Raw genomic sequence first — 15,486 nt, forward strand, 5'->3', positions numbered from 1 at the left:
GGCAGTCTCCTGATGTGGTGCGCATCGAGCGCTATTGGCGCGGTGGCGCTTCCGTAATGAAGTCGACCTTGGCGATGCCTGCACGCTGGCATGCCAGGACAACGCGTCCGATCGCGGCGTAGCGAGCATCGAGGTCGCCGCGAATCTGCACTTCGGGTTGGGGTGTCAATACGGCGACCGTCTTGAGTTTCTCCAGCAACGTTGACGCATCGGGAATGCGTCGCTCGTCCCAATAGACCTCACCGTCTCGCGTGACGGCGAGGACAACGTTCTGAGGCGTGGTCTGCAGGGGTTGAACCGCTTCCTTCGGCAGAGTGACGGGAACGGTGTGCGAGACCACAGGAATGGTGATCAGGAAGATGATGAGTAGGACCAGCATCACGTCGACCAGCGGCGTCGTGTTGATGGTCGCCATGACCTCGTCGTGCTCTGCGCCGCCACTCCCGCCAGGTACGGTCATTGCCATGGCATCACCCCACGCGAGCGACTTGCGAGGTGCGGGTCGCCACGACGGCGGACGCTGTCGTTTTTCCGGTGAGCAGCACGTTGTGCAGTTCACTTCCGAAATCACGCACGCGTTCCATGACGGCCTTGTTGCGACGGACAAGCCAGTTGTATCCGAGCACGGCAGGCACGGCGACCGCCAGGCCGATGGCCGTCATGATCAGCGCTTCGCCCACAGGCCCTGCGACCTTGTCGATGGAGGCTTGCCCGGCAATACCGATGGCGGTGAGCGCGTGATAGATGCCCCAAACGGTACCGAAAAGTCCGACGAAGGGGGCCGTCGAACCGACGGTACCCAAGAAGGACAACCCATCCTGGAGCCGATTCGATACGCCGGTCATGGCACGTTCGATGGCGCTCGCGACCCAGGTATTCAAATCGGCCTGGTCAAGCATTGCCCCCTTGTGATGATCACGGGCCGATAGCCCGGTCTCGGCAATGTAGCGAAACGGGCTTTCCGCATCGAGTGACCGGACGCCTTCGGACAGGGAAGCGGCGTTCCAGAACTTTTTTTCCGCGGCGCGCGCCCGACGCAGGACCTTCGCTTGTTCGAGCAGTTTGGCAACGATGATGTACCAACTCCCCATGGACATGACCACGAGGATGAGCAGGGTTCCGCGAGCGATCATGTCGCCGCCTTCCCACAGGGCTTGCAGCCCGTACGGGTTGGTGACCGTCGAGGCCGCATGGGCGTTGAGCGAGGCGAACGCCGCGATCATCGATACGACGGCCATCGAGACCGCCGAGCCGCGCGCACGCGTTGTGGCACGAGATTGGAACTGAAACATGATCGTCTCCTTGACGTGAATGCAGGGTTGCATATGGGCTGCCGAGGACAGCCTCAATTGAGTTGAAAATCGAATGGAACCTGAACGCGTACCTCCTGGCCCTGCGCGACGCAATGAAACTGCCGGACCGCGTTCTCGGCCGCTCGGTCCAGCGCCGGGGCAGCCGATCGGCCGACACGAAGTTGTTTGATCTGCCCGTCGGTCCCGACAACAAACTCGACGAGCACGTTGCCCGTGATGTTGTCGCGAAGCGCTTCGCGCGGGTACCGGATGGCGGCCCGGACTTGCGCGGAGTTCGGGCAAACGACGCCGACGTTGCCCGCCACCGGCTTGCTTACGGGAGGCGCAGGTGGCGCCACCGGTGTCGTGGCGACGGGCTTGTCGGATTGAACGGCAATCGCATTGGGTTGTGGCGCCGCCTGTACCTGAACTTCAGGCGGTGGCACGTAAGCCTTCGGTTGGACCACGGGGCGTGGAGGCGGCGCGATCTTCTTTACCGGAGGGGGCGGCGGCGGAGGGGGGGGAGGTTTGATCTCCTCGATGATTCGTGTCTCAATGGGCGCCTGGATGATCGTCGCGACACGGGTTGCCAGCCCACTGAGCAAGGCATACAGAATGACTGCGTGCACGAGCAGTGCAACGCCGATTCCGAGCAGTCGCCGCGCGGGCGGTTTGGGTTGGGCGTAATTCATGGACTACGTGGCTCCTGCTTGCATATGTCTTGTGTGGAGTCACGTTACGGCTCGGGTATTTCTGTTTCATCTCGACTTTGTATCGGGTTTGATACATAGGAGATGCGGTGCACGGGCACCGAATGTTTCGAGACTGCAACAATTGCGCAAGATTGTCGGCACGTTTGTCGCGGATAATCCGGAAATCGGGAGATTCGATTCGACCTGGCGAGAGACCAAGAGAGGAACATGACCATGGCAACGCGCGTACTTGTAGTCGACGACGATGCACAGATACGTAGTCTGCTTTGCGAGTGCCTTGCCGGCTTTGGCATAACCTGTATGCAGGCGGCGAGCGGCGAGGAGATGCACGACGTGCTCGAGCACAACGATATCGACATCGTCGTACTCGATTTGATGCTTCCGGACAGCGACGGCCTTACGCTATGCAGAGAATTGCGCACGTCGTCGGAAATTCCCATCATCATGCTCACCGCGCGCGGCGAAATGACTGACCGAATTGTTGGCCTCGAACTGGGTGCCGACGACTATGTCGTAAAGCCGTTTGAGCCGCGCGAGTTGGTGGCACGAATTCAAACCATTCTTCGTCGTACCCGAGCGCAAACGAGGTCGACACCTGAGCCAAAGGACGAGCGGCGATTCGCGGGATGGCGCCTGAGTTTGATCGGTCGCCATCTCATTGCGCCCGACAACACCGTCATTCCGCTCTCGAACGCGGAATTCAGACTGCTGAACGCATTTCTTTCCGCACCCGGGCGCGTGCTGAGTCGTGAGTATTTGATGGATACGGCCCGAGGGAAGTCGATCGATGCATTTGATCGCAGCATCGACGTACAGATATCAAGGCTGCGGCAAAAGTTGCGAGAGGACATCAAGGAGCCACGATTGCTACGGACGATACGCGGAGAAGGCTACATGCTTGACGTTCGCGCACGATCAGATATCGAAGGATAGGTTGTCCTGAGACAGGCGCGTTTCTGTTCGTTGCAACGCTCCATCGCCCCTCCCTGCCCCCAGAAGTCATCGGGATGACCTCACTCAAAACAAAAAGCCCCTGACGTCACCGTCAGGGGCTTTTTACTTCTTTGGTAGGCCGTGCTGGGTTCGAACCAGCGACCAAGGGATTATGAGTCCCCTGCTCTAACCACTGAGCTAACGGCCCTCAACTACCGGCGCTCGCTCAGCCGCAATCAATTGCCTTCGAGGAACGACTTGAGCTTGTCGGAACGGCTCGGGTGACGCAGCTTGCGCAGCGCCTTGGCCTCAATCTGACGAATACGCTCACGCGTCACGTCAAATTGCTTGCCCACTTCCTCGAGCGTATGGTCCGTGCTCATCTCAATGCCAAAACGCATGCGCAACACCTTGGCCTCGCGCGGCGTCAGCGAATCAAGCACGTCCTTCACGACGTCGCGCATACTACCATGCAACGCGGCGTCCGCAGGGGCTACCGTGCCCGTATCTTCGATGAAATCGCCCAGATGCGAATCGTCGTCGTCACCGATCGGCGTTTCCATGGAGATCGGCTCCTTCGCGATCTTCATGATCTTGCGGATCTTGTCCTCCGGCATCTCCATCTTCTCGGCCAGCGTCGCCGGATCCGGCTCGACACCGGTCTCCTGCAGAATCTGACGCGAAATCCGGTTCATCTTGTTGATCGTCTCGATCATGTGCACCGGAATACGGATGGTACGTGCCTGGTCCGCGATCGAACGCGTGATGGCCTGACGAATCCACCACGTCGCGTACGTCGAGAACTTGTAACCACGACGGTATTCGAACTTGTCCACCGCCTTCATCAGGCCAATGTTGCCTTCCTGAATCAGATCCAGGAACTGCAGGCCACGGTTCGTGTACTTCTTCGCAATCGAAATCACCAGACGCAAGTTCGCTTCGGTCATCTCGCGCTTGGCCTTGCGTGCACGGCGCTCGCCTTCCGACATCTTGCGATTGACGTCCTTCAACTCGGTAAGCGGCAACACCACGCGCGCCTGCAAGTCGATCAGTTTCTGCTGCAATTCACGCACCGCCGGGACGTTACGCTCAACCACCGAGCTGTACGCCTTGTTGTCCGCCACGACCGTGTAGATCCAGTCGAGATTGGTTTCGTTGCCCGGGAAACGCGACACGAAATCCGCACGCGGCATGCCGCACTTGTCGACCACGATATTCAGGATCGCTCGCTCGATGTTGCGCACTTCATCGACTTGCGAACGCAACGTGTCGCACAGACGCTCAACCGTGCGCGCCGTGAAGCGGATCGTCATCAGTTCCGCCTGGATCGACTCACCCGCCTTCACGTACGACTTCGACTGGTAGCCTTCCTTCTCGAACGCACGACGCATCTTGCCAAACCAGTCGGCGATCTCGGCGAACTTGGCCAACGCGTCACGCTTGAGCTGCTCGACCTGCGCGGCCGAAGCCCCGCCGCCGCTGCTGTCGTCGTCCTCGTCAGCCGCTTCTTCTGCTTCTTCCTCTTCCGCTTCCGCGTCGGCGTCGAAGTCTTCGTCTTCCGCAGCCGCTGCCGCCGCTGCCGCAACCGCCTCGGCATTCGGATCGATCAGGCCGTCGACCACCTCGTCGATGCGCATTTCTTCACGCTCGACCTTCTCGGCCATCGCCAGAATTTCGGCAATCGTCGTCGGGCACGCGGAAATCGCCTGCACCATGTGCTTCAGGCCTTCCTCGATCCGCTTGGCGATCTCGATTTCGCCCTCGCGCGTCAGCAACTCGACCGTGCCCATCTCGCGCATGTACATACGCACCGGATCGGTCGTGCGGCCAAACTCGGAGTCGACCGTCGACAGGGCCGCTTCCGCTTGCTCCTCGACTTCGTCGTCCGTTGCGGCGTTCGGCGCATTGTCGTTGAGCAACAGCGTTTCGGCATCGGGTGCCTGCTCGTACACGGCAACGCCCATGTCGTTAAACGTAGCGATCACGCCTTCCAGCGCGTCGCCCTCCACCACGTCGTCGGGCAGGTGGTCGTTGATCTCTGCAAAGGTCAGGAAACCTCGTTCCTTACCCAGCTTGATCAGTGCCCGCAGCTTGCCACGACGTTCCTCAAGTTCCTCGGCCGTACCGGGCTGGTGCGAGGAAAATGCGTCCTTGAGCAGTGCTTTCTCTTTTGCCCGGCGATCACGCGCCTTCTGCTTTTCCACTTTGGTCTGATCTTCGTTCACGGGTTGATCACTAGTATCCGCTGCGACGCTCTGCGCCACCGAGGCGGCGGTCTTCGCGGCCTTGCCGCGCGTCCTGGGGACGAGCGGCTCGCTTGCTGCCGACACGACCTCCACAGCCTCGGGTTTGCTGGAAGCCCCTGTCTTGCGTGGGGCTTGCGTCGCAGGTTTACTGCGGCCCGCCAGGGTCGATGCCTTGGCGGTAGTTGCGCTCTTGGCGCTTTTTTCAGCGGGTTGTCGGGCCTGCGGTTTCCCACCGGCCGTCGCCTTCACGGTCGTTTCCGCCTTCGTCGCCCTGACGGGCGCCTCGGACTTCACCGTCGGCCTGGCTGCCTTCGCAGCCCCCACCGTAGCGGCGGTCGCACTCTTGCGCTTGGTGACATCGGTCACCTTCGCAGCCGTCTTGCCGGTCGTCTTCGATGCGCCGGCGGCTGCCTTTACTTGCGTGGTACGTTTCGCCGAACTTGCCTGGCTGGCCGTTTTCTTCGTAGCTCGACCCACCGCATCGGCTTTCACGGCAACGCCAGCTTTTGCAGAACGAGACGCCCCCCTCCCACCGGATGCCGCCGCCGCGCTGGTCGCGCGCTTTGCCTTCGGTGCAGGGATAACCGTCTTTTTTCCGCTGGTCGTTGTCATCTTTGCCATAGCGATCTCGCTTGCCAGAAAACAGCCCACTGAAAACCTTCCATTGTAGCACGCGGGCTTACCTCAACTTCGCGTGCCCCCTGTGCCGGCCGGAGCCAGCAGCCGCTTCAATTCGTCGCGTTGCCGCGACAGCGCTTGAGCGTGGCGCAATTCATCGGACGTCAGCGACGTCCGCTTGAAAATCGTCTCCAGGGCGTCGCACAGACCGTCGTACTGCAAGCGCCGAATCGCGCTTCTCAGTTCCGCAAGCCGCAGCGCGATCTGCTCCTCCCGACGCTCGACCTGGGTCTCATCCTCCGGGTCGAACAACAACAGGTCGCGGGCGTTCTCTTCGAACGAGAGAATTTCGCGAAGAATGTCGTCGAAACTCGCCCAGTTCGGCGACACCCGCAGCCGATCCGACATGAAACGAAAGTCGGCCTGCGCCCCCATTTCGCGGCAATGCGCCAGCACTTCCGAGAAAATCTCGGCGTGATGGGGCCCTTCCTGCAAAATCTTGACTTCTTCTTCGGTTAATTCATTCCCTAGTGCCGGAAACATGAGCAAGTTCTGCAGCGCTCGATGCTCGGTTCCCACTACGCGGCGCTTCTCGCGCTTGGCCGGCGCCTTATCCCATGTGTTCTGACGGCGTGCCGCGCCGATCGACAACTCGCACAACCCGGCCACTTCTTCGACCGAACTTTCCACCCGCTCGGCCAGTGCATGCAAGATCTGCCCTCGCAACGCGTTTGCCGGCATCTGCTGCAACAACGGCTTCGCCTCAAACAGCGCACGCGCACGCCCTTCGGGCTGATGCATCTCCTTACCTGCCGTCACTTCTCCGATCAGGAACTGCGACAGCGGCATGGCGCGCGATACCTCATCGGCAAACGCGTCAGCGCCGTGCTCACGCACATAGCTGTCCGGATCGTGCTCGCTCGGCAAGAACAGGAACTTGAAGCTCCGGTTGTCGTCCGCATGCGGCAAACATGCCTCAAGCGCTCGGCGGGCCGCCCGCCGGCCGGCCGCGTCGCCGTCAAAGCTGAACACCACCGTCTCGGTCTGGCGCAACAGCTTCTGCACGTGCATCGGCGTGCAGGCAGTGCCCAACGTGGCCACCGCCTGTGGAAAGCCGAGCTGCGCCAGCGCCACCACATCCATATACCCTTCGACCACGAGCACATAGCCCGCGTCGCGAATCCCCGTGCGCGCCTCGAACAGCCCATACAGTTCGCTGCCCTTGCTGAACAGCGGCGTCTCGGGCGAATTCAGATACTTGGGCTCGCCCTTGTCCAGCACACGTCCGCCGAACGCGATCACCTGCCCTTTCGTGTTTCGGATCGGGAACATGATCCGGTCGCGAAAACGGTCATAACGACGCTTCGTGCTGCCCGCCTCGCCCTTCTCGCTCTCGATGACGAGACCCGCGTCGAGCAACTGATCGTCGCGATAGTCCTGAAACGCCGCGTCGAGGTTCTGCCACCCATCGGGGGCGTAGCCGAGTCCAAAATGCGCGGCGATTTCGCCCGTCAATCCTCGTCGCTTCAAATATTCGATGGCGGTCGGCGCACTACGCAATTGCTTGCGGTAGTAGTCGCAGGCACGCGTCATGACGTCGACCAGGCCGAGGGTTTGCGCACGCTGCGCGGCAGGTGCCGGCGCGCCCGGCAACGGCGCCTCACGCGGCACATCCAGCCCAACATTGCGGGCCAAGTCCTCGACAGCTTCGACAAATCCGAGTCCGGCATGCTCCATCAGGAAGCTGATCGCGCTGCCGTGCGCGCCACACCCGAAGCAGTGATAGAACTGCTTCGTGGGACTTACGGTAAATGAGGGCGACTTCTCGTTATGAAAGGGGCACAGCCCCATGAAGTTCGCCCCGCCTTTCTTCAACTGCACGTAGCGGCCCACCACCTCGACGATATCGACGCGGTTGAGCAAGTCCTGCAGGAACGACTGGGGGATCACTGGATCGATACCATCGCGGCACGGCACCGTGCCGTCGCTTGCGACGGCAACTCACCGCACCACTCAATTACGCAGCCAACGCCGCCTTCACCTGCGCGGACACGGCCGTCATGTCGGCGCGGCCGGCCAACTGGCCTTTGAGCACGCCCATCACCTTGCCCATGTCCTGCGGACCCGCTGCGCCCGTTTGCGCCACGGCTGCCTTGACCGCCCGCTCGACCTCGTCAGCCGAGAGTTGCTGGGGCATATAGACCATGAGCACGTCGAGTTCGGCGGCCTCCTTGTCGGCCAGATCGGTGCGACCGGCCGCCTGGAACTGGCTGATGGAATCCTTGCGTTGTTTGATCAGCTTGTCGACGACGGCCACGATCGCCGTGTCATCGAGAGTGATGCGCTCGTCGACTTCCCTTTGTTTTATTGCCGCGAGCAGCAGCCGGATGGTCCCCAGTCGTTCCGCGGCCTTGGCACGCATGGCCGTCTTCATATCTTCGGTAATGCGTTCTTTCAGACTCATGAGCAGGGGTTCCGGATTTCGAATACGTTTCAGTGTAGTGCATGCCGCCCCAAAGGAAAGGACGACTGTCGTCAGGCACTTGCCGCGTGCGGCCGCAGCCGACGGCTCGGCGCTGACATTAGCGAGCGCAGAAAGCACAAAAACCCGCTTGAGGAAACGATCACACGCGCGATCACAAGCGGGCCGCAGGAGACTCGGCTCCGCCCTCGGTGCGTCGTCTCCACGAAGGGGAGAGATTATCACAGCACGGAAGTCGCCGTCTACGACAACGCGCCGCTCCCCGTCCGCTCCGCCTTCACGCTTTCGGACATTGCTTGCGCGCAAGCCACGGCCGACGCCCACGCCCACTGAAAGTTATAGCCGCCGAGCCACCCGGTCACGTCGACCACTTCCCCGACAAAATGCAGCCCCGGTTGTTCGCGTGCCTCCAGGGTGGCGGAAGACAGTGCCTTCGTATCGACCCCACCCCGCGTGACTTCGGCCTTGCGCCAGCCTTCAGACCCGCACGGCTTGAGCGTCCAACTGGAAAACGCCTGGGCAAGCGAGCGCAACGCCTTGTCCGGCAATTCCTGCACGCGCGCCTGCGGCGAAAGCCCGCTGTTCGCAACCCAGGCGTCGGCCAAACGGGCCGGCACCCATTGCGCCAACAGGTTGGCCAACTGCCGCTTCGACGTCGCCTTCGCCTCGAACAATGCCGCCTCGATGTCCGACGATGGCGACAGATTCAGGACAATTGACTGCCCAGGCGCCCAGAAGCTGGAAATTTGCAGGATGGCCGGACCGGACAACCCGCGGTGCGTAAACAAGAGATCCTCAACGAAACGACCGCCGTCCTTTCCCTTGCCCGCGCTCACCTCGACTTCCAGCGACAAACCCGATAGCCCCGCAAAGGGCGCCCAGGTCGACGCGTCGAACATGAGCGGCACCAGCGCCGGACGCGGCTCGACGATCTCCAGTCCGAATTGACGTGCGATCCGATAGCCCCAGTCCGTCGCGCCGATTTTGGGAATCGACAGGCCGCCCGTGGCGATCACCAGTCGTTTGGCCGCGATATGCCCCGCATCTGTCGTCAAGTGATAAGGATGCGCGCCGCCCGAGGACGTATGGGCAACGGTGTGTACAGTGCATGGCATGCGCCAATGCACGTGCCCCGCCGCACACTCCTTGCGGAGCATGTCGATGATGTCCTCGGCACTGTTGTCGCAAAACAGCTGTCCGCGATGCTTTTCGTGCCAGGCAATGCGGTGACGCCCCAGCAGATCCAGAAAATCGCGCGGCGTATAGCGCGCCAGGGCCGAGCGGCAGAATCTCGGGTTTTCTGACAGGTAGTTGGCCGGTCCGGCGTTGATATTGGTGAAATTGCAGCGCCCGCCACCTGAAATCCGGATCTTCTCCGCCAGACGCGTCGCGTGATCGATGAGCACCACGCGCAGCCCAAGTTGCCCGGCCACCGCCGCGCACATCAGGCCGGCCGCGCCAGCCCCAACGATTGCTACATCGAACTTTTCCATGGCGCGCATTGTACCCGGCAGGGGTTAGGGGCGACTGGTATACTTCTTGGTTATCTCGTTACCTTGACGCCGCACGTCTCCCCCTTCCGCCATGCTGGTTTTAGGCATTGAAAGCTCCTGCGACGAAACCGGGCTCGCCCTTTACGACACCGAGGCCGGCCTGCTTTCGCACGCGCTGCATTCGCAGATTGCCATGCACCGCGAATACGGTGGCGTGGTGCCCGAACTGGCGTCGCGCGACCACATCCGCCGCGCGCTGCCCCTGACAGAAGCCGTGCTTGCGCAAGCTGGCAAGCCACTCAGCGCGGTCGATGCAATCGCCTACACGCAAGGCCCCGGACTCGCCGGGGCGCTGCTGGTGGGCGCCAGCGTCGCGAACGCCCTCGCGTTTGCGCTCGGGCGTCCAGTCGTGGGCGTGCACCATCTGGAGGGCCATCTGCTCTCTCCGCTGCTCGCACCGGATGCTCCCGATTTCCCGTTCGTCGCTTTGCTGGTCTCCGGCGGCCACACGCAGTTGATGGAAGTCCGCGCCTTCGGCCAGTACGCCATGCTCGGCGAAACACTGGATGACGCTGCCGGCGAAGCCTTCGACAAGACCGCCAAGCTGCTGGGACTCGGCTACCCGGGCGGGCCGGCCATCTCGCGCCTGGCCGAGTTCGGTACGCCGGGACGCTACGACTTGCCGCGTCCGATGAAGCATTCGGGCAACCTTGACTTCAGTTTCAGCGGATTGAAAACCGCCGTGCTCACGCAGGTGCGCAATCTCGGCGGCAACGTATGCGACCAGGAAAAGGCCGATCTCGCGCGAGGCTTCGTCGATGCCATCGTCGACGTGCTCGTCGCCAAGTCGATGGCCGCGCTCAAGCAGACTGGCATGAAAACGCTCGTCGTGGCAGGGGGCGTGGGTGCCAACACGCAGCTTCGCGAAGGACTCAATGAAGCCGCTCGCCGCCGTGGCTATCGCGTGCACTATCCGGACCTGGCTTTCTGCACGGATAACGGCGCCATGATCGCCTTCGCCGGCGCCATGCGGCTCAAGTACTGGCCAGATGAAGCGGACAGCGAATACGCCTACACGGTCCGCCCGCGCTGGGATCTCGCCGACATCGTGCGCGGCGTCTAGCGCCTCGCCCGGCACGCGCCCAAGAAAAAACCGCTCCGAGGAGCGGTTTTTCATTGCATGCGCCGCGCGAGGCGCAGCAAGATCAGGCCACCACGCGCTTGTCGCGTTCGATCACGGCGTAAGCGCTGTGATTATGGATCGACTCGAAATTCTCCGCTTGAAGCGCGTAGGCCACGACGCGCGGCTCATTGTTAAGTCGCGTTGCCACATCGCGCACCAGATCCTCGACGAACTTCGGGTTCTCATACGCCCGCTCGGTTACGTACTTCTCATCCGGGCGCTTGAGCAGCCCCCACAACTCGCAGGACGCCTCCTCCTCAGCCATGCGCACCAGTTCCTCGACGGCGATATCGCCCGCGATTTCGGCGTCGATCGTGATGTGCGAGCGCTGATTGTGCGCGCCGTACTGCGAGATCTTCTTCGAGCACGGACAAAGGCTCGTGACCGGCACGAGCACCTTGAGCCACACGCGCGTCTGGCCGTTGCGCACGTCGCCGGTGAGCGTCACTTCGTAGTCCAGCAAGCTTTGCACGCCTGAGACCGGTGCCGTCTTGTTGATGAAATACGGAAACGTCACTTCAATTCGACCGGCGTCGGCTTCGAGTTTTTCCAGCATGCTGTCGAGCATGGCGCGAAAACCCGCCACGTCGATCGGCGCGCGATGCGCGTCCAGCAACGCCACGAAGCGCGACATATGCGTACCTTTCTGATCGGCAGGCAGATGCACGTCGAGATTGAACAAGCCCACGGTGGCCTGCGCCTCCCCATCGGCCAGACGCACCGACAGCGGATGACGCACACCGCGCACACCCACGCGCTGAATCGGGATCTGCCGGGTATCGACGGTGCTTTGCACGTCGGGCATGACGAAAGCGGGGTTCATCTGATTCATCTAATTCTTCCTTCTTTGCCGGCAAGCCGACTTGGGGGAGGCAATAGGCAAACGTATCCGACGCCTGGCTCGCCAGCCGCTGACGGTTGTCGTCGGAATCGTGCCGGAGCCCCCGGCACGGTATCGGGAAAGGGCGATTCAAAACGAAACGATCCGGCATGCAAGCCGGATCGTTCGGAGGTTCAGGACTACCGGACGCTCAGGCGACGAGCTTGGTCGTGACCTTGCCAGCGCCCTGCGACGCCTGCATCAGCGGCAGGTCGAAGCGGGCACGGATGGACTTCGCGATACCCGCGGCATCGAGCCCCACGGCGGCCAGCAGCAGCGCCGGGTCGCCATGGTCGATAAAGCGATCGGGCAGGCCCAATTGTAGTACAGGCCGAATCTCCCCACCGGCAAGCAGGGATTCCGCCACGGCCGACCCCGCACCGCCCATGATGCTGCCCTCTTCCGCCGTGACCAGATAATCGTGCGTTTGCGCCAGCCGTGAGATCAATGCCTCGTCGATCGGCTTGACGAAGCGCATGTCGGCCACGGTGGCGTCGAGTTCCTCGGCTGCGGCAAGCGCCGGGGCCACCATGCTGCCGAACGCAAGAATTGCCACACGGCGTCCCGCCTCGGCTTGTCCCTCGCGTCGCACAACACCCTTGCCGATCGGCAGTGCGCTCATCGTCGATTCGATCGCCGCGCCCGTGCCGGCACCGCGCGGATAACGCACGGCCGACGGGCCGTCGATCTGCACACCGGTATAGAGCATCTGACGGCATTCGTTCTCGTCCGACGGCGCCATCACCACCATATTCGGAATGCAGCGCAAATAGGCGATGTCGTATGCGCCCGCGTGCGTTGCACCGTCTGCACCGACCAGACCCGACCGATCGAGCGCAAACACGACCGGCAGATTTTGCAGCGCAATGTCGTGAATCAGTTGATCGTAACCGCGCTGCAGGAACGTCGAGTAGATCGCGACCACGGGCTTGAGGCCCTCGGTCGCCATACCGCCGGCGAACGTCACGGCGTGTTGCTCGGCAATGCCCACGTCGTAGTAACGCGTCGGGAATCGCTTCTCGAACTCCACCATGCCCGAGCCTTCGCGCATGGCCGGCGTGATCCCCACGACACGCTTGTCGGCTTCGGCCATATCGCATAGCCAGTCGCCGAACACTTGCGTGTAGGTCTTCTTGCTGCTCGTGCTCGGCTTGATCCCTTCGGCCGGGTTGAACTTGCCCGGACCGTGATACAGCACCGGATCGGCTTCGGCCAACTTGTAGCCGTACCCCTTGCGCGTGACCACGTGCAGGAATTGCGGCCCCTTCAGATTCTTGATGTTCTCGAGCGTCGGAATCAGCGAGTCGAGGTCGTGTCCGTCGATCGGGCCGATGTAGTTGAAGCCGAACTCTTCGAACATCGTCGCCGGCACGACCATGCCCTTGGCATGCTCTTCGAACTTGCGCGCCAACTCCAGCACCGGCGGCGCCACACTCAGCACCTTCTCCACGCCCTTCTTCGCCGCCGCGTAGAAGCGACCCGACATCAAGCGGGCAAGATAGCGATTGAGGGCACCGACCGGCGGCGAGATCGACATGTCGTTGTCGTTGAGGATGACCAGCAACGGCACGTCTTCATGCACCCCCGCATTGTTCATCGCCTCGAACGCCATACCGGCGGTCATGGCGCCATCGCCGATCACCGCGATGCCGAAGCGATGCTCGCCCTTCGTGCGCGCACCAAGCGCCATGCCCAGCGCCGCTGAAATCGATGTGCTCGAATGCGCCGTGCCGAACGTGTCATACGGCGACTCATCGCGCTTCGGGAAGCCCGAAATACCGCCGAGCTGACGCAGCGACGCCATGGCGTCGCGGCGACCGGTCAGGATCTTGTGCGGATAGCTCTGGTGCCCCACGTCCCAGACAATGCGATCCTCCGGTGTGTTGAACACGTAGTGCAGTGCAATCGTCAGCTCGACCGTACCGAGATTGGACGACAGGTGACCGCCCGTGCGCGACACGCTCTCGAGCACGAAGGCACGCAGCTCTTCGGCCAACGGTGAGAGTTGGCGACGCTCCAAACGCCGCAACGCGGCCGGGTCATCGATGGTATTTAGCAGTTCGTACATCGTCATTCCATATGTAGGCGTTCTGGTCGGGCAGCCCTGCCTGGCGAGCCGGTCCCGATCTCCTGCCGGTGCGTTCTGTGGGGAGATCCGCGCCGACCCTCATTGCCCCTTGCCTGTTTCTACTGCAAACGCCCCCGGATCACGCGATCCTTTGCCGCCTGGGTCGCCTCGAAATTTGCCTGTCAGGCGATTCGCCGGTCAGTTGATGCGATCGACCACGTAATCGGCCAGGGCACGCAGCCGATCCGCATTGCCAAGCGTCGCACTCGCCGCGTGAGCATCGGCCCGCAGCTTCTCCGCATAGCCGCGCGCGCCGTCGAGGCCCATCAGCGATACGTAGGTCGGCTTGTCGTTGGCCGCGTCCTTGCCGGCCGTCTTGCCAAGCGTGGCCGAATCGGCCGTGGTATCGAGAATGTCGTCCACGACCTGGAAGGCCAGGCCGACAGCCGCCGCGTAGGTGTCCAGCGCGCGCGTTTCATCGTCCGACAATGCACGGCCGCAGATGGCGCCCATGCGCAGCGACGCGCGCAACAGGGCCCCCGTCTTCAGTCGATGCATGTTTTCCAGTTGCGACTGATTCAGCTTGATGCCGACGCTCTCCAGATCGATCGCCTGCCCGCCGGCCATGCCCAGCGCCCCCGAGGCCAGCGCCAGTTCGCGCACCAGCGCGAGCGACTGTGCGGCGCTCAGATCGCCCGTGGCTTCGCCGAGCAGCACAAACGCTTGCGTTTGCAGCGCGTCGCCCGCGAGCAGGCCGGTCGCTTCGTCGTATTGCACATGCACCGTCGGCTTGCCGCGGCGCAGATCGTCGTCGTCCATGCACGGCAGATCGTCATGCACCAGCGAATAGGCGTGGATCATTTCCACGGCGCACGCGGCACGATCCAGGGCCGTCTCGCTTGCCTGGGTCACCTCGCCAGCGGCAAAGCACAACAGCGGACGCACACGCTTGCCGCCGCCGAGCACGGCGTAGCGCATCGATTCATTCAGTCGTGCCGAGCCGCCATCGGCGGCCTTGGGCAGCACGGCGTCGAGCGATTGTTCCACACGGGCCTGCACTGCCTGCATCCAGGCCTTGATATTCTGATCCGCCATCGTCTTCATCCTGCACGTGCCCATTGGGCCGTGCGTGTTATTGAGTCGCCCCGCGCCGCGTTGGGACGTCTACGCTCATGCGTCGCGTGTCGAGTGTCGCGTGTCGCGTGTCGCAGGTCGGCTTGCCGCATCACCCGGCGCCGCTCAGAACTCGTCGCGCACCGGCTCGAGCGGCTTGAGCGTCTCTCCCTCGAGCACCTTGACCTGCTGCTCCACCTTCTCGAGCAGGCCCTGGCAGTATTTCACCAGCACGGCACCACGCCGGTAGGCGCCAAGCGACTCCTCCAGCCCCAGCTCACCGCCTTCCATGCGCCCCACGAGCTTTTCCAGCTCGGCGAGCGCAGCCTCATAGGTCTCGGGCAGGTCCTGCGGCACGTCGGGCGCCGCGTCTTGCGACTTTGCAGTCTTGGCCATAAACGCAAAATTCGGGTCGAATGTTCCATTTTACGGCAAAAGCGCATCGGCTCGCAGAGCGTAAATTGC

The 15,486-nt window shown here is 62.4% G+C and carries 14 protein-coding genes and 1 tRNA gene; 3 read left to right on the forward strand and 12 right to left on the reverse strand.

Going from position 1 to position 15,486, the window contains the following annotated elements; all coding sequences use genetic code 11:
• Window positions 1–31: 31 nt before the first annotated feature.
• From BGP02_RS04770 to BGP02_RS04780, 3 genes are read right to left on the reverse strand one after another with little or no spacing between them, the layout of a single operon-like run.
• Window positions 32–466 (reverse strand): ExbD/TolR family protein, encoded by a 435-nt coding sequence (locus BGP02_RS04770; protein ID WP_026131600.1) that lies wholly within the window; start codon window positions 464–466, stop codon window positions 32–34.
• A 4-nt stretch (window positions 467–470) separates the two neighbouring features.
• Window positions 471–1,292 carry a MotA/TolQ/ExbB proton channel family protein gene (locus tag BGP02_RS04775; protein ID WP_502688463.1) on the reverse strand — a complete coding sequence of 274 codons (822 nt, stop codon included), beginning with the start codon at window positions 1,290–1,292 and terminating at the stop codon, window positions 471–473.
• 53 nt (window positions 1,293–1,345) lie between these two features.
• The gene (locus BGP02_RS04780) at window positions 1,346–1,984 is read right to left on the reverse strand and encodes an energy transducer TonB (RefSeq protein ID WP_286798013.1); all 639 of its coding nucleotides are present in this window, start codon (window positions 1,982–1,984) and stop codon (window positions 1,346–1,348) included.
• A 234-nt stretch (window positions 1,985–2,218) separates the two neighbouring features.
• On the opposite strand from BGP02_RS04780, the gene BGP02_RS04785 reads away from it, so the two are divergent.
• Complete coding sequence (locus BGP02_RS04785) at window positions 2,219–2,938, forward strand: response regulator (RefSeq protein ID WP_286798187.1); 720 nt, start codon at window positions 2,219–2,221, stop codon at window positions 2,936–2,938.
• A gap of 132 nt (window positions 2,939–3,070) precedes the next feature.
• On the opposite strand, the gene BGP02_RS04790 is transcribed toward BGP02_RS04785, so the two are convergent.
• A tRNA-Ile gene (locus tag BGP02_RS04790) sits at window positions 3,071–3,146 on the reverse strand.
• A 28-nt stretch (window positions 3,147–3,174) separates the two neighbouring features.
• The gene (gene rpoD / locus BGP02_RS04795; protein WP_017231851.1) at window positions 3,175–5,277 is read right to left on the reverse strand and encodes an RNA polymerase sigma factor RpoD; all 2,103 of its coding nucleotides are present in this window, start codon (window positions 5,275–5,277) and stop codon (window positions 3,175–3,177) included.
• 97 nt (window positions 5,278–5,374) lie between these two features.
• Here rpoD and BGP02_RS22380 point away from each other — a divergent pair, with 97 nt between their 5' ends.
• On the forward strand, window positions 5,375–5,854 hold the full coding sequence (locus BGP02_RS22380; RefSeq protein ID WP_254440935.1) for a hypothetical protein: 480 nt from the start codon (window positions 5,375–5,377) through the stop codon (window positions 5,852–5,854).
• 14 nt (window positions 5,855–5,868) lie between these two features.
• On the opposite strand, the gene dnaG is transcribed toward BGP02_RS22380, so the two are convergent.
• The 3 genes from dnaG to BGP02_RS04810 all read right to left on the reverse strand — a co-directional run bounded on the left by dnaG (window position 5,869) and on the right by BGP02_RS04810 (window position 9,777).
• Window positions 5,869–7,752 carry a DNA primase gene (dnaG, locus tag BGP02_RS04800; protein ID WP_026131579.1) on the reverse strand — a complete coding sequence of 628 codons (1,884 nt, stop codon included), beginning with the start codon at window positions 7,750–7,752 and terminating at the stop codon, window positions 5,869–5,871.
• A 67-nt stretch (window positions 7,753–7,819) separates the two neighbouring features.
• Window positions 7,820–8,266, reverse strand: a complete 447-nt coding sequence (locus BGP02_RS04805; RefSeq protein WP_261938313.1) for a GatB/YqeY domain-containing protein — start codon at window positions 8,264–8,266, stop codon at window positions 7,820–7,822.
• A 260-nt stretch (window positions 8,267–8,526) separates the two neighbouring features.
• Entirely contained in the window at window positions 8,527–9,777 is a 1,251-nt protein-coding gene (locus BGP02_RS04810; RefSeq protein WP_286798015.1) for a BaiN/RdsA family NAD(P)/FAD-dependent oxidoreductase, read from the reverse strand.
• A gap of 91 nt (window positions 9,778–9,868) precedes the next feature.
• Here BGP02_RS04810 and tsaD point away from each other — a divergent pair, with 91 nt between their 5' ends.
• On the forward strand, window positions 9,869–10,900 hold the full coding sequence (gene tsaD / locus BGP02_RS04815; RefSeq protein ID WP_017231856.1) for a tRNA (adenosine(37)-N6)-threonylcarbamoyltransferase complex transferase subunit TsaD: 1,032 nt from the start codon (window positions 9,869–9,871) through the stop codon (window positions 10,898–10,900).
• Between the two features lie 82 nt (window positions 10,901–10,982).
• Here the strand turns inward: tsaD and folE2 are convergent, their stop codons facing one another.
• From folE2 to BGP02_RS04835, 4 genes are all read right to left on the reverse strand, one after another.
• Entirely contained in the window at window positions 10,983–11,792 is an 810-nt protein-coding gene (folE2, locus tag BGP02_RS04820; protein WP_017231857.1) for a GTP cyclohydrolase FolE2, read from the reverse strand.
• Between the two features lie 199 nt (window positions 11,793–11,991).
• Complete coding sequence (gene dxs / locus BGP02_RS04825; protein WP_286798019.1) at window positions 11,992–13,908, reverse strand: 1-deoxy-D-xylulose-5-phosphate synthase; 1,917 nt, start codon at window positions 13,906–13,908, stop codon at window positions 11,992–11,994.
• A 198-nt stretch (window positions 13,909–14,106) separates the two neighbouring features.
• Complete coding sequence (locus tag BGP02_RS04830; protein WP_150562762.1) at window positions 14,107–15,012, reverse strand: polyprenyl synthetase family protein; 906 nt, start codon at window positions 15,010–15,012, stop codon at window positions 14,107–14,109.
• A 135-nt stretch (window positions 15,013–15,147) separates the two neighbouring features.
• On the reverse strand, window positions 15,148–15,417 hold the full coding sequence (locus tag BGP02_RS04835; protein WP_017231860.1) for an exodeoxyribonuclease VII small subunit: 270 nt from the start codon (window positions 15,415–15,417) through the stop codon (window positions 15,148–15,150).
• Window positions 15,418–15,486 lie beyond the last annotated feature (69 nt).

It is taken from the genome of Pandoraea sp. 64-18 (assembly GCF_001899225.1).
GTDB classification, from domain to species: domain Bacteria; phylum Pseudomonadota; class Gammaproteobacteria; order Burkholderiales; family Burkholderiaceae; genus Pandoraea; species Pandoraea cepalis.

Coding starts and splice junctions, on each gene's coding strand:
- dxs (WP_286798019.1), bottom strand. CDS start 13,908: ATGTACGAACTGCTAAATACCATCGATGACCCGGCCGCGTTGCGGCGT.
- BGP02_RS04780 (WP_286798013.1), bottom strand. CDS start 1,984: ATGAATTACGCCCAACCCAAACCGCCCGCGCGGCGACTGCTCGGAATC.
- tsaD (WP_017231856.1), top strand. CDS start 9,869: ATGCTGGTTTTAGGCATTGAAAGCTCCTGCGACGAAACCGGGCTCGCC.
- folE2 (WP_017231857.1), bottom strand. CDS start 11,792: ATGAATCAGATGAACCCCGCTTTCGTCATGCCCGACGTGCAAAGCACC.
- BGP02_RS04775 (WP_502688463.1), bottom strand. CDS start 1,292: ATGTTTCAGTTCCAATCTCGTGCCACAACGCGTGCGCGCGGCTCGGCG.
- BGP02_RS04805 (WP_261938313.1), bottom strand. CDS start 8,266: ATGAGTCTGAAAGAACGCATTACCGAAGATATGAAGACGGCCATGCGT.
- BGP02_RS04830 (WP_150562762.1), bottom strand. CDS start 15,012: ATGAAGACGATGGCGGATCAGAATATCAAGGCCTGGATGCAGGCAGTG.
- BGP02_RS04770 (WP_026131600.1), bottom strand. CDS start 466: ATGGCAATGACCGTACCTGGCGGGAGTGGCGGCGCAGAGCACGACGAG.
- BGP02_RS04785 (WP_286798187.1), top strand. CDS start 2,219: ATGGCAACGCGCGTACTTGTAGTCGACGACGATGCACAGATACGTAGT.
- BGP02_RS04835 (WP_017231860.1), bottom strand. CDS start 15,417: ATGGCCAAGACTGCAAAGTCGCAAGACGCGGCGCCCGACGTGCCGCAG.
- BGP02_RS04810 (WP_286798015.1), bottom strand. CDS start 9,777: ATGGAAAAGTTCGATGTAGCAATCGTTGGGGCTGGCGCGGCCGGCCTG.